The sequence below is a fragment of the Spirillospora sp. CA-108201 genome, assembly GCF_050936235.1.
Classification (GTDB): Bacteria; Actinomycetota; Actinomycetes; order Streptosporangiales; family Streptosporangiaceae; genus Spirillospora.
Genome location: NZ_JBNJNE010000001.1, coordinates 4751855 through 4765139, shown reverse-complemented (window position 1 = coordinate 4765139; position 13285 = coordinate 4751855). Strand labels below are relative to the sequence as shown.

Annotated in this window: 12 protein-coding genes; 8 read left to right on the top strand and 4 right to left on the bottom strand. The window is 73.6% G+C overall.

Going from position 1 to position 13285, the window contains the following annotated elements; translation table 11 throughout:
• Window positions 1–56 precede the first annotated feature (56 nt).
• The 3 genes from ACQEU6_RS22955 (at window position 57) to ACQEU6_RS22945 (ending at window position 4272) form a co-directional block, all read left to right on the top strand.
• Complete coding sequence (locus ACQEU6_RS22955; protein ID WP_499334821.1) at window positions 57–758, top strand: iron-dependent transcriptional repressor DtxR; 702 nt, start codon at window positions 57–59, stop codon at window positions 756–758.
• 186 nt (window positions 759–944) lie between these two features.
• Entirely contained in the window at window positions 945–3272 is a 2328-nt protein-coding gene (locus ACQEU6_RS22950; RefSeq protein WP_499334820.1) for an ATP-binding SpoIIE family protein phosphatase, read from the top strand.
• A gap of 4 nt (window positions 3273–3276) precedes the next feature.
• The gene (locus ACQEU6_RS22945; RefSeq protein WP_499334818.1) at window positions 3277–4272 is read left to right on the top strand and encodes a zinc-dependent alcohol dehydrogenase family protein; all 996 of its coding nucleotides are present in this window, start codon (window positions 3277–3279) and stop codon (window positions 4270–4272) included.
• Between the two features lie 191 nt (window positions 4273–4463).
• Here the strand turns inward: ACQEU6_RS22945 and ACQEU6_RS22940 are convergent, their stop codons facing one another.
• Both ACQEU6_RS22940 and ACQEU6_RS22935 read right to left on the bottom strand, forming a co-directional pair.
• On the bottom strand, window positions 4464–5090 hold the full coding sequence (locus ACQEU6_RS22940; RefSeq protein WP_499334817.1) for a class I SAM-dependent methyltransferase: 627 nt from the start codon (window positions 5088–5090) through the stop codon (window positions 4464–4466).
• A 440-nt stretch (window positions 5091–5530) separates the two neighbouring features.
• A complete protein-coding gene (locus ACQEU6_RS22935; protein WP_499334815.1) occupies window positions 5531–5692 on the bottom strand; it encodes a hypothetical protein in 162 nt (53 codons plus the stop codon).
• A gap of 104 nt (window positions 5693–5796) precedes the next feature.
• On the opposite strand from ACQEU6_RS22935, the gene ACQEU6_RS22930 reads away from it, so the two are divergent.
• The 4 genes from ACQEU6_RS22930 (at window position 5797) to ACQEU6_RS22915 (ending at window position 10460) form a co-directional block, all read left to right on the top strand.
• Window positions 5797–6198, top strand: a complete 402-nt coding sequence (locus ACQEU6_RS22930) for a hypothetical protein (RefSeq protein WP_499334814.1) — start codon at window positions 5797–5799, stop codon at window positions 6196–6198.
• A gap of 107 nt (window positions 6199–6305) precedes the next feature.
• Window positions 6306–8342 carry an MFS transporter gene (locus tag ACQEU6_RS22925; RefSeq protein ID WP_499334813.1) on the top strand — a complete coding sequence of 679 codons (2037 nt, stop codon included), beginning with the start codon at window positions 6306–6308 and terminating at the stop codon, window positions 8340–8342.
• A 110-nt stretch (window positions 8343–8452) separates the two neighbouring features.
• Window positions 8453–9598, top strand: a complete 1146-nt coding sequence (locus ACQEU6_RS22920) for an acetyl-CoA C-acetyltransferase (RefSeq protein ID WP_499334811.1) — start codon at window positions 8453–8455, stop codon at window positions 9596–9598.
• A gap of 55 nt (window positions 9599–9653) precedes the next feature.
• On the top strand, window positions 9654–10460 hold the full coding sequence (locus ACQEU6_RS22915) for an enoyl-CoA hydratase-related protein (RefSeq protein ID WP_499334810.1): 807 nt from the start codon (window positions 9654–9656) through the stop codon (window positions 10458–10460).
• A 21-nt stretch (window positions 10461–10481) separates the two neighbouring features.
• Here the strand turns inward: ACQEU6_RS22915 and ACQEU6_RS22910 are convergent, their stop codons facing one another.
• Window positions 10482–11600, bottom strand: coding sequence for a hypothetical protein (locus ACQEU6_RS22910; RefSeq protein WP_499334808.1), 1119 nt, complete (start codon window positions 11598–11600; stop codon window positions 10482–10484).
• A 38-nt stretch (window positions 11601–11638) separates the two neighbouring features.
• Here ACQEU6_RS22910 and ACQEU6_RS22905 point away from each other — a divergent pair, with 38 nt between their 5' ends.
• Window positions 11639–12748, top strand: coding sequence for a DUF6183 family protein (locus ACQEU6_RS22905; protein WP_499334806.1), 1110 nt, complete (start codon window positions 11639–11641; stop codon window positions 12746–12748).
• Here the strand turns inward: ACQEU6_RS22905 and ACQEU6_RS22900 are convergent.
• Window positions 12725–13210 (bottom strand): YcxB family protein, encoded by a 486-nt coding sequence (locus ACQEU6_RS22900; protein ID WP_499334804.1) that lies wholly within the window; start codon window positions 13208–13210, stop codon window positions 12725–12727. The two genes, ACQEU6_RS22905 and ACQEU6_RS22900, sit on opposite strands and share 24 nt — an antisense overlap.
• Between the last annotated feature and the right edge of the window lie 75 nt (window positions 13211–13285).

Below are 13285 nucleotides of genomic sequence, written 5' to 3'. Positions count from 1 at the left end.
CCCGGCGACGTGGGGTCCGAGCAAGTAGACTCTTGCCCATAAGACTGGAGGGAGCTGTGACCTCACACGGCCTGATCGATACGACGGAGATGTATCTCCGGACGGTCTTCGAGCTGGAGGAAGAGGGGATCATCCCTCTCCGCGCGCGCATCGCCGAGAGGCTCTCCCAGAGCGGCCCGACGGTGAGCCAGACGGTCGCGCGCATGGAGCGCGACGGGCTGCTGCGGGTCGAGGGCGATCGGCACCTCGAGCTGACCGACAGCGGGCGCGGCCTCGCCACGCGGGTCATGCGCAAGCACCGCCTCGCCGAGTGCCTCCTGGTCAACGTCATCGGACTGCCCTGGGAGGACGTCCACATCGAGGCGTGCCGGTGGGAGCACGTGATGTCGGAGGACGTCGAGCGCCGCCTGGTCGCGCTGCTGGACAACCCGACCACCTGCCCGCACGGCAACCCGATCCCCGGTCTGGACGAGCTCGGCGGCCACGCCGACGACGCCGAGGAGGCGCCGCTGGCGGTGATGACCGCGGTGGCGAGCCCCCAGGGCGCGGGCGCGGTGATCCGCCGGATCAGCGAGCAGGTGCAGAGCGACAGCGACCTGATGCTTAGACTCAAGCAGATAGGGATACAACCGGGACGAGAGGTGATTCTCCGGGCGACCGACGACGGGGTACGGGTGATCGGTGACGACGAGGACGACAGTCCCGCGACGGAGCTGTCACGCGGCATCGCCGAGCACGTCTTCGTCAGCAGGCGCTGACACGGTCGGCGTGTGCACCCCCGCCTCGACGGTCTATACCGAAGATCTCCATAACATCGCGTCTTTCGGGCGTATCCCGGCGGCGGGTTCGTCGTTCAATACGACGAGGCAACCACGAAGGACGCCCGTGCCGCGACGCGCGGTGATCATCGGGGCGAGGATCGGGACTGGTATCGGGATGGGGAGATGAGCCACTGGGGGGAAGCGCCTGACGAGGCGCACCTGCCGCCCGAGACCGTTCTCGCGCAGATGGAGATGGCGGTCATCGTCTGCGACCGCTTCAGCAACATCATCTACGGCAACTCCTTCGCCCGGCAGCTGTTCGGCTTCGGCGGGGACGCGATCATCGGCCATTCCATCCTGTCGCTCGGCATCGCCGAGGAGGACCACGAGCAGGCCACCGAGCTGGCCAAGCACGTGCTCAAGGGCGGCGTGTGGGAGGGCACCTTCTGCAACCTGCGCGCCGACGGCACGACCGTGTACACGCGGGCGCACGCCGTCCCGCTGCGGCATCCGTCCGGCGCCGTCGACGGAGTGGTGATCTTCGCGCGCGAGGCGCTGCGCTCGAACCAGCGCGAGCAGGACCGCTACGGCCTCATGGAGCGGATCGGGGAGCGGCTCGCCGGGTCGCTGGAGCTGGAGAGCACCCTGCGCCGCGTCGCCGACACGCTCGTCCCGCAGTTCGCCGACCACTGCTTCATCGACCTCTACAGCGGCGACCGCCTCTACCGGCGGGTGTCGCGGCACGCGGGCGGCTGGGAGCCGCCGCCGGGCACCTGGGCGGAGATCGGCGAGCCCGTCTCCTACCCGCCCGGCCACTTCAGCGCCAAGGCGATGGACCGCCGCGACGCCGTCCTCGTCGAGGACATGGTCCAGCACCGGTTCACCGCGCCGAGCGAGTCGTCCCAGCGGCTCGGCCTCGAGATGGGCATCACCTCGGTGATCTCCGCGCCGCTGCTGGTGCGCGGCGAGATGCTCGGCGTGATGAGCCTGGCGCTGTCGAACCTGTCCAAGCGGCCCGACCCGCACTACGACGGCTTCGACCGCGACCTGCTCGGGGCGATCGCCAGCCGGGTCGCGCTCGCCGTCGACAACGCGCTGCTGTTCGAGGAGGAGCGCGACACCGCGCTCGCCTTCCAGAAGCACCTGCTGCCCGGCGACCGGCCGCCCCCGCTGGACGGCCTGCAGATCGCCTGGCGGTACGAGCCGGCGCGTCCGCTGGAGTCGCACGGGCACGGCATCCAGACGCAGGTCGGCGGCGACTGGTACGACGTCATCCCGTTGTCGGCGGGCCGCGTCGGCCTCGTCATCGGCGACGTCGAGGGGCGCGGGGCCCGCGCCGCCGCCGTGATGGGCCAGTTGCGCGCCGCGCTGCGCGCCTTCGCCCAGGACGACAAGCCGCCCGCCGACATCCTGCGCAAGCTCGACGAGTGGGTCCGCACGATGACGCGGCCCGAGCGGATGAGGTCCGGCTGGAACGGCGACGACCTCGTCCGCCCGCCGCTGGTGTCCTGCACCTACTTCGTCTACGACGCCTGGTCGCGGGTCCTGGAGTTCGCCAACGCCGGGCACGACCCGCCCCTGCTGATCGTCGACGGCGAGGTCGGCGAGCTGGACTTCGAGAGCGAGGGCGGCATGCTCGGCCTGCGCGCCCCCGGCATGGGCGGCGAGCTGCTGTTCAACGAGGAGTCGGCCGAGCTGAAGCCGGGCTCCACGCTCGTCCTCTACACCGACGGCCTGATCGACCGGCGCTCCAAGGACGACGGCGACTACCACACGCGCGAGGAGGCGCGGGAGATGGTCCGCGCCGCCGTCGCCGAGGTCGCGCGCGGAGGGGTCGAGACGATCGCCAACGCCGCCTACGACGCGGTGCCCGGCGACATCGACGACGACGTCGCGATCGTGGTGATCCGCACCGCCGGCGAGGAGCTGGCCGTGGAGGAGCGCTCCTTCACCGCCGAGCCGATCATGGTGTCGGAGGCGCGCCGGATGGCCGCCGACGCGTTCGCGACCTGGGGCATGCTCGACGAGCAGGCCGAGCTCGCGTGCCTGCTGGTGTCGGAGGTCGTCACCAACGTCGTCCTGCACGCCACGGCCACGTCTACGCCGCGCCGCGAGATGGTCGTCCCGGTCCCGGCCGGGCAGCCCGGACGCGGCGGCGAGCCGCTGGGCGCGCCGCCGGCCGTCCAGTTCAACACCGACTTCGGCGCCCTGGACACCGACCCGTTCGAGGCCGGCGCGTTCGACGAGGACGACTGGAACCTCGGCGCCGACCTCGGCCGCCGCGAGCCGTCCACCAAGGAGTTCCGGCTCCGGCTGCGGCGCGGCGCGGACGCGATCTGGGTCGAGGTGTTCGACTCCGACATGCGGCTGCCGCGCATCCGCAGCGCCGGCGAGACCGACGAGGGCGGCCGCGGCCTCTACCTCGTCGACCAGCTCGCCACCCGCTGGGGCGCGCGCCCGACGTCCGACGGCAAGGCCGTCTGGTTCGAGCTGCCGCTGAACCCGGGGTGAGCCGGTGCGCGCCTGGGCGGTGGAGCGGCCGGCCCCGATCGAGGCGGGGCCGCTGCGGCGCGCCGACCGCGAGGCGCCCTCCCCCGGCCCGGGCGAACTGCTGGTCCGCGTGCTGGCCTGCGGCGTCTGCCGGACCGACCTGCACGTCGCCGAGGGCGACCTGCCCGTCCACCTGCCGGGCGTGACGCCGGGCCACGAGATCGTCGGGGAGGTCGCGTCCGCGGGCCCCGGCTGCCTGCACGGGCCCGGCGACCGCGTCGGAGTCGCGTGGCTGCGCGGGACGTGCGGCGCGTGCCGGTTCTGCCGCCGGGGCGCCGAGAACCTGTGCCCGTCCTCGCTCTACACCGGCTGGGACGCGCACGGCGGCTACGCCGAGTACGCGCTGGCGGTCGACGCCTACACCTACGCGCTGCCCCCCGAGCTGGACGACGTGCGCGCCGCCCCGCTGCTGTGCGCCGGGATCATCGGTTACCGGGCGCTGCGCCGCGCGTCCCTTCCGCCGGGTGGGCGCCTCGGCATCTGGGGGTTCGGCGGTTCGGCGCACCTGGCCGCGCAGATCGCGCTCGCCGAGGGCGCCGACGTGCACGTGTTCACCCGCAGCCCGGCCGCCCGGGGGCTGGCCCGCGAGCTCGGCGCGTCCTGGGCGGGCGACTCCTTCGACGCCGCCCCCGCCCCGCTGGACTCGGCGATCGTCTTCGCGCCGGCGGGCGAGCTGGTCGCCGCCGCGCTCGAACGCCTCGACCGCGGCGGGACGTGCGCCGTCGCGGGGATCCACCTGAGCGACGTCCCGTCCCTGGACTACCGGCGGCACCTGTTCCAGGAGCGCGAGGTCCGGTCGGTGACGGCGAACACGCGGGCGGACGGCGAGGAGTTCCTGACGCTGGCCGCGCGCCTGGACGTCGCCGTCACGACGCACGCCTACGGCCTCGACGACGCGGACCGCGCCCTGGCCGACCTCGCGGCCGACCGCTTCACCGGCGCCGCGGTCCTCGTCCCCTAGGGGCGACTCGCGGGCGTTTCCGACCGGCCGCCGCCGAACGCGAAGGGCCTGCCGTCCGCGTCCGGGGCGAACCACGCGGCGCTCACCTCGTCCTTCGGCGGCAAGGCGTACTCCGAGATGTACCCGGAGATGGCCGTCCGCCGGAAGTGACGGCCGCACGCCGACGACGGGCCCGCGCCGCGATCCCGGCGCTAGATGGGTTCCGCGGCGACGTGCGCCCAGGACTGCGTGAACCAGAGTTCGCCGCCGATGACGCGCGGCTTGGCGCCGGTGCGGGGGCCGCCGTCCACCTCGTCGAGCAGGGCCGCGCGGATGCGGTCGGCCGCGGCGTCGTCTCGGGCCCCGGCGAGCCACGGCTCGACGGGGCGCTCCACGGTGAACACGTCCAGCCGCCGGATGCTGCCGCCCACCGAGGTGATCATCTCGGTGAGCCGGGCGATGGACGGGGTGCCGGGGTGGTCCGGGTCGCGCAGGCGCTCGATCCGGTCGCGCTCGGGCCCGGCGAGGTTGCCGCGGACGAGGTCGGCGACGACCACCCGCCCGCCCGGCCGGCACACCCGCAGCAGCTCCCGCAGCACGTCGCCCGGATCGCCCAGGGTGTAGAGCGAGAAGCGTGCCGTGACCAGGGAGAACGTGTTGTTCCGGTAGGGCAGCGCGCTGGCGTCCGCCTTGATCGGGGCGCGCGGGGCGGGCGGCGCGGGCCGCGGCTCCTCGCGCGTCGGGGCGGCCGGGGGCCGGGGGCGGGCCCCGCCGCCGTCCGGACCGGGGGCGCCGCCGGTGATGCGGACCGGGCCCGTCCCGAACTCCACCGTCTCCATCCGCCCCCCCGCCTGGTCGGCGCGGACGCCGCCGCGGGCGTCGCGTCCACCGCGGTCACGCCGCGGACGTGCGGGCCGAGCGCGGCGGGCATCGGGCCGCGCCCGCGCGCGACGTCCAGGCACACGTCGTGGGCATGGGGTTCGACGAACTCCAGCAGGCGCCTCAGATGCGGGGCGATCGTGCCCCCGGTCTCCTGGACGGCGGTCGCCGGATGCGGCACGGGTGCTCTCCCTCGGCTCGGCCGGCTTCGCCGTACGGGGTTCCGTTCGCGTCCACCGCGCAGGCGCGTGCCGGGGGGATCCCGCCCGGAACGGGCGGGGCGCGTCGGCGCCGGCGGGCAGCAACGGGCGTGAAGCCGGTTTCGCCAGTTATGACTCCCCGGGAGGCCGGGAGGTTCGGGATCGGCTCCGAAAATTCACCCGCCGTGCATGTCCGCCGGTCAGCTCCGCAGGTGCTCGCCGTACAGCGCCAGGACGACGATGACGAACACGATGATCACCGCGGCCCGGGCCGGGACGGACAGCCGGAGCCGCCCCGCCGCCCAGCGAACGCAGAACGCCGCGAGCAGTGCCACGACGATGAGAGCGAGGATGCCTTCCATGGCCACCTTCGTCCGGGGGAGTGCCGCCACCCTGAACCTTAGACGTGTAAGGCGGGGGTTACCCGCCGGTCGGCACGCCGGGGCGGGCCGCTACTCTCACCTTCGTGGCAGATGCGAAGGAAACAGACGGCCGGGACAGGGTGGACGAGATGGCGACCGGCCTGGCCCGCGGCCGGGTCGCGCTCGGGCTCGCGGCGCTCGCCGCGCCGCGGCTGACGGTGAAGCTGATGGGCCTCGGCGGCGCCGCCGACCCGGGCCGCGACTACGTGGCGCGGATGTTCGCCGCCCGGGAGATCGCGCTCGGCGCGGGCTACATGCTCAGCGGCGACGACTCCGGGCGCCGGCTGTGGTCCCGTATCGGCCTCGCCGTCGACTCGGTCGACGTGATGAGCGGCCTGAAGACCCGCAAGGGAGTACCGCTGTGGGTCACCGCGGGCGCGGTGGCGGTCGCCGGCGGGGCCGCCTCGATCGGCGCCGCGAAGGTCGCCCGCGACCTGGTGCGCTGACCCGTCCCCTCAGGCCGCCCGCCCGGGCCGCGTGATCCCGCCCGGCTCGTGGGTAGGCATCTTTCCGCACGTACCCGGCACATGGGCGGCGGGAGGGCGACGACGGCATGACGGCGACGGCGACGGCGCGGGACGAGCGGGCCATGCCGAAGGGCAGGGACCTCTACGTCGTCCTCGGCGCCCTCATGCTCGCCATGCTGCTGGCGGCGCTGGACCAGACGATCGTGTCCACCGCGCTGCCGACGATCGTGAGCGACCTCGGCGGGCTCAACCACCTGTCGTGGGTCGTCACGGCGTACCTGCTCTCCTCCACGGCGTCCACGCCGCTGTGGGGCAAGCTCGGCGACCAGTACGGCCGCAAGCGCCTGTTCCAGGCGTCGATCGTCATCTTCCTGGTCGGGTCGGCGCTGTGCGGCCTGTCCCAGGACATGACGCAGCTGATCGTGTTCCGCGCCCTCCAGGGCCTCGGCGGCGGCGGGCTGATGGTGCTCGCCGTCGCCATCGTCGGGGACGTGGTGCCGCCCCGCGAGCGCGGCCGCTACCAGGGCCTGTTCGGCGCGGTCTTCGGCGTGGCCAGCGTGTGCGGCCCGCTGCTCGGCGGCTGGTTCGTCGACAACCTGACCTGGCGCTGGGTGTTCTACATCAACCTGCCCATCGGCGTGGTGGCGCTCGCGGTGATCGCCGCCGTCCTGCACGCGACGGGCGAGCGGGAGCGCCACCGCATCGACTACCTCGGCACGATTCTGATCGTCGGCTGGGCCGTCGGGCTGGTGCTGATGACGACCTGGGGCGGGACGCGCTACGCCTGGGCGTCCGCGCCGATCATCGGCCTGGCCGTCGGCTCGGTGGCACTGATCGGGGTGTGGCTGCTGGTCGAGCGGCGCGCCGCCGAGCCGGTCATGCCGCCGGCGCTGCTGCGCCACCCGGTCTTCGCGCTCGGTGCGGCGATCAGCTTCGCGGTCGGCTTCGCGATGTTCGGCGCGCTGACGTTCCTGCCGATCTTCCTCCAGGTGGTGCACGGGGTCTCGCCCACGCTGTCGGGCGTCTACCTGCTGCCGATGATGCTCGGCATGCTGATCAGCTCGATCGGCTCCGGCCAGCTGATCACGCGGTTCGGCCGCTACAAGATCTATCCGATGGTCGGCACGCCGATCATCGCGCTGGCGCTCTACCTGTGCTCGGCGCTGGACGAGGACTCCACCACGCTCTCCATGAGCCTTCGGTTCGCGCTGCTCGGCTTCGGGCTCGGCCTGGTGATGCAGGTGCTGGTCATCGCCGTCCAGAACGCGGTGTCGTACGAGGACCTCGGCTCCGCGACGTCCGGCGTCACCTTCTTCCGGCAGATCGGCGGGTCCTTCGGCGTCGCGGTGTTCGGCTCGATCTTCAGCAACCAGCTCGCCGGCCATGTGGCGGACCTGGCGCGGGTCCTGCCGCGGGGGTTCGACCCGGCGGCCGTCCAGGGGAACCCGAGGCTGCTCGACCGGTACCCGGCCGCGGTCAAGGACGCCGTCCTGCACGCCTACGCGGAGTCGATCGACTCGGTGTTCCTCTGGGCGGTCCCGGTGGCGGCGGCCGCGTTCGTGCTGACCTGGTTCCTGCGCGAGGTCCCGCTGCGGGAGACCTCGCAGACGCCCGACTACGGGGAGGGCTTCGGCGCGGCGCCGACCGTCCGGTCGTCGCGGCACGAGATGGAGCGCGCCCTGAGCGAGCTCATGCGCCGGGACGCCCGGGCCTTCGAGCTGTACGACCGGCTGGCCGCGTTCTCGGGCGTGTCCCTGCCGGCGGGCAGCGTGTGGGCGCTGTGCCGGATCGCCAAGGACGAGTCCGTCACCGGCCAGGACCTCGCCGACCGCGCGGGCGTCCGGGTCGAGCAGGGCCGCCCGTACGTCGACCGGCTCGTGGACGCCGGCTACGTCCTGCGGCGGGAGGGGACCCTCGTCGTCACGCCGTCCGGGCGCGTCGCCGCCGAGCGGCTGTTCGCCGCCCGCCGCGAGGGGCTGGCCCGGCATCTGGACGGCTGGGCGCCCGAGGAGCATCCTGAGCTGGCGGACGTCCTGTCGCGGCTGGCGGAGGCCTCCCTCGGCGACGAGGCGGACGGCGAGGTCCTCGGGCGCGGGACGCGGCCCGCGGCGCGGGGGACGTAGGGTCCCCGAGACCCACCTCACAGCGCGTTGCGCCGGGAGGGATGTAATCTCATACTGACGAACCGAATCACACTCGGTTTCGGGACGGAACCCCAGATTTTGGAGGCGTAGTGGCCGAGGCGTACATCGTCGGCGCGGTCCGTACCCCCGTCGGTACCAAGAAGGGCGCCCTCAAGGACGTCCACCCCGCCGACCTCGGGGCGCACGTGCTCAAGGAGCTCGTCAACCGCACCGGGGTCGACCCCTCCGGGGTCGAAGACGTGATCATGGGCTGCGTCATGCAGGTCGGCCCGCAGTCGCTGGACATCGCGCGCACCGCGTGGCTGTCGGCCGGGCTGCCGGAGAGCGTGCCCGGCGTGACCATCGACCGGCAGTGCGGGTCGTCCCAGCAGGCGATCCACTTCGCCGCCCAGGGCGTGCTGTCGGGCACCCAGGACCTCGTCGTCGCCTCCGGCGTCGAGCAGATGGCGATGGTCCCGATGGGCTCCTCCGTCGCCATGGCCCTGGAGAAGGGCATGCCCTTCCCGTACGGCGAGGGCTGGGCCGAGCGCTACGGCATGCAGGAGATCTCCCAGTTCCGCGGCGCGGAGCTGATGGCCGAGAAGTGGGGCCTCACCCGCGAGGACCTGGAGAGGTTCGCGCTGGAGAGCCACCAGCGCGCCGCCAAGGCCATCGAGGCCGGCTACTTCGACCGCGAGATCGCCCCGATCGCCGGGCTGGCCAAGGACGAGGGCGCCCGCGCCGACACCACGCTGGAGAAGATGGCGGGCCTGAAGACCCTGCGCGAGGGCGGCCGGATCACCGCCGCCGTCGCCTCGCAGATCTCCGTCGGCGCCTCCGCCGTGCTGATCGCCTCCGAGGAGGCCGTCCGGCGGTACAACCTCACCCCGCGCGCCCGCATCCACACCCTCGCGGTGTGCGGGTCCGACCCGGTCTACATGCTGACCGGCCCGATCCCCGCCACCGAGAAGGCCCTGGACCGCGCCGGGCTGAAGATCGACGACATCGACGTCTTCGAGGTCAACGAGGCGTTCGCCCCCGTCCCGATGGCGTGGGCGCGCGACACCGGCGCCTCGCTGGACAGGACCAACCCCAACGGCGGCGCGATCGCCCTCGGGCACCCGCTCGGCGCGACCGGCGGCGTCCTGATGACCAAGCTCCTGCACGAGCTGGAGCGCACCGGCGGCCGCTACGGCCTCCAGACGATGTGCGAGGGCGGCGGCCAGGCCAACGCCACCATCATCGAGCGCGTCTGAGCCCGTCGAGGAACCGCCCCCTGGCACCCGGTCCAGGGGGCGGTACCGTCCGGAGGTGGCCGGGGACATGTACGAGACGATCCTGTATTCGGCGGACGAGCGGATCGCGCGGATCACGCTGAACCGCCCCGACGCCCGCAACGCGCTCAGCGACGAGATGATCGGCGAGCTGCTCGACGCGTTCGGGCGGGCCTCGGCCGACCCGGAGGTCCGGGTGATCGTCCTGACCGGCGCCGGTGACCGGGCGTTCTGCGCGGGCGCCGACCTCGGCGGCCTCGGCCGGGCGCAGGCGGACGGCCGGTCGGTCGCCGACGCCGGCGCCGTCCGGGACAGCACCCCCTTCCGGCTCTTCACGGCGTTCCCGAAGCTCGGCAAGCCGATCATCGCGCGGCTGGCCGGGCACGCCGTCGCGGGCGGCCTCGGCCTCGCCGCCGCCTGCGACCTGGTGATCGCGGCGGACGACGTCACGCTCGCCACCCCCGAGGTCAACGTCGGACTCTGGCCCATGATGATCATGGCGATCATCAACCGGAACGTCGCCCCGAAGCACGCCTTCAGGCTCTACTACACCGGCGCCCGCGTCACCGCCGCCGAGGGCCGCGACATCGGCCTGGTCACCGAGGTCGTCCCGCGCGCCGAGCTGGACGCCCGCGTGGACGAGCTGGCCCGCGTGATCGCGTCCAAGAGCCCCGTCGGCCTGCGCCGCGGCCGCGACGCGTTCTTCGCCGTCGAGGGCCGCCCCCTGGAGGACCAGGTCGCCCACCTGCTGTCCGAGCTGGTCGAGCTGGCCGCCACCGAGGACGCCAAGGAGGGCATCACCGCCTTCCTGGAGAACCGCCCCCCGGACTTCCAGGGCCGCTGACTTCCAGGGCCGCTGAGCCGCCTAGCGCGGTGCGAGCTCGGCCAGGGCGAGGTGGAAGAGGACCTTCAGGTCGCGGGTGCGCCGGGTGAACGGCTCCTCCAGCATGGCGGAGACCTCCTCGTCCCACGCGGAGGCGGCGAGCGTCAGGTCGCGGACGGCGCCGTCGTCACCGGAGATCAGGGCGAGCGCGAGGTCGAGGGCGGGGCTCGGGCCGTCCAACCGCCCGCGGAACCCGTGGAACTCGGGCCGCGGCGCCGCGCCGGGCCTGACGGCCGCCAGGACGATCAGCCACGCGCGCATCGTCGCGGGCGCGTCCGGCCAGAGAGCCAGCAGGTCGGGAAGGCGGTCGAGGACGGCCTGGCAGGTGGCGGCCTCGTCCGAGCCGGGCTCGCCGGTGGCCGGGACGGGGTCGATCGTGGCGATGTAGGCCAGGTGGATCAGCAGGTGGAGCCGGTAGCCGGGGTACAGCCGCGGCGCGCGGACGAGCTGGACGAGGAACCCGATGGTCTCCGGAGTGCAGTCGTAGCACGTGTCCTGGTGGACGACCGTGCTGAAGTACTCCTCGACGGCCTCGCCCCAGCCCTCGTCGTTGGCGGCGAGGCCTCGCAGGATGCCCGGGACCTCGTCGGCCGGTCCGTAGGCGCCGGTGAGAGACGACCAGTCGACGTCGTCCACCCCGTCCAGGAGGATCGGCTCGCCCGAGGGGGCGCCGGGCGGCCGCCACTCGCCGAGACCGTGGACGACGGCCGGTGCGGGCGTGCGGGCGGGCTCGCGGGACAGGACGCCCACCCGCAGGTCGCGCACGTCGCCGGCGCTCCGGTCGCAGACGTCCTCGCCCTCGGGGAAGAAGCGGCGGGCGGTCTCGGGAAGGGCCATCGAGCACGAGAGGCGGCCGCCGAGCTCCTCGGCCAGCTCCGCGACGGCGCGATGCTCGGCGCCCGTCCACCAGCGCTCGTCGTCGTCCGGATAGGGGCCCTCGTCGAGGCCGTCGACCCGCCACCCGGAGTCGGCCGTGGGGTCGGGGGCGACGCGCACGAGCGCGTGGCCGCGTCCGGCGAGCGCCCGGGCCCCCGCGCGGGCGGCCTCCTCACCAGGGACGAAGAGGCTGTAGGTGGTGGCATGCCGCGGAACCGTGATCACCCGGGTCAGTCTAAAGGTCGCCCTCCGACATTTCGGGTGTGAGACTGCGCGGTGTGGAGATCGAGGAGGCCGTCCGGCGGATGGGGCTGGCGGACGCCTATGAGGACCGGCACTGGGGCAGGGCCGTCAAGGTGACCGACAACGCCGTCCAGAAGGCGGGGCCCGAGTGGCTCGACGGCCTGCTGGCGGCGTTGCTGGAGGTCGGGAAGCCCACCTATCCGATGCGGTACGGCTTCGAGGTCGCGCTGCGGCGGCTGGCGAGCGCGCCCGGGGGCGCGGAGCGCGTCGCGCGCGTCCGCTCCTTCGCCGCCGAGGGACGGACGTGGGGCGGCGACCTCCGCTACGGCCTCCCGGAGGTCGCGGAATGGCTGGCCTGCGCCCAACCCCCCGAGCACCTCCTCGCGGTGTTCGACGACGCCGAGGCGTCGGACGAACTCGCGGCCTGCCTCCTCCAGGAAACGGCCCTGCGCCACGACGCGACGCCCGCCGCGGAGTTCGCCGGAAGGCTGCGGGCCGCCGGGCATCCGCTGGCGGACCTGCCGCTTCGTCCGGTCGAGGCCGAGCGGCATCTCGGGCTGCCCCGGTATCCCGGCCCGGCGGAGCGTCCGCCCGGTGAGGAGGCGCCGAACGCGCCCGGCCCCACCGGTCTCGACATCGCGGTGACGGCGGTCGGCTGGCCCGCCGAGCGGCGGGCGTCGAGCGCCTACCGCAACTGGCCGTCGGGCGCCGATGCCCTGGAGACCGGACTGTTCCGGCTGGAGCGCCCGCTGGCCCCCGCCGACTTCGGCGCCTCGCTGCTCCGCCTCCTGCCGGCCGCCAGCACCGGTGCCACCGTGACCGGAGTGCGGCGGGCGACCACCGTCGACGTCCTGGGGACGCTCTTCGGCGGGGCCGCCTCCGGTGGCGCGTACGGGCCCCGCATGCACGGCGCCTACGCGCGCAAGGCGTCGTGGGAGTCGCTGGCGGCGCTGGCGGACGTCCGGGAGGCCGGCCTGGCGGCGATCGAGCAGGGCGCCGACCGGTGCGCCTGGCTCTTCTACGGCTCGGACTGGCATCTCCAGGTCGTCCCGCCGCTGGACGTGGGCGTCGCCGTCCTGCGCCCGGACCGCCGGACGGTGGCCGTCCTAGCCGTCACCGACTCCGACTGACCCGCTGGCGGCCAGAAAACCAACGATCTCGGCCTGCTGGGCGGCGTCGAAGGCGGCCTTGGGGAGGAACGCGGCGGGCTGCTTGTTCACGAACAGCAGCCAGAACTCCTGCGTGGTGACGACGCTGGAGAACATGGTCCAGCGCATCGTCGTGGTCGACTCCTCCGTCCGGCACTCGTAGCCGCCGTCGGTCACCCGCACCGTCGTCGGTACGCAGAGGAACGAGAGTTGCTTCCGCGCGCGCTTGCGGAGCCACCAGTTTCCTGCCAGGGGAGCCACCACCGATGCGACCAGCATGCCGATGCCCATCGCCAGGTTGTGCGTGACGAACATGACCGCGGCGCCCGCGATCAGGACGCCGACGAGAATCGCGTACACGGCCGTGAGTTGCCGCCTGATCCCCTGGGAGAACGCCCGGACCACCTCGTCCGGGGTGGGTTCGTATCCGACCGTGATGTCCACATCGCCGCCTTTGCCTCAACGTGCGGATCATCCTTCCCGGACGCGCTGAACGGCGCAACCGCACGTCAGCGGGTG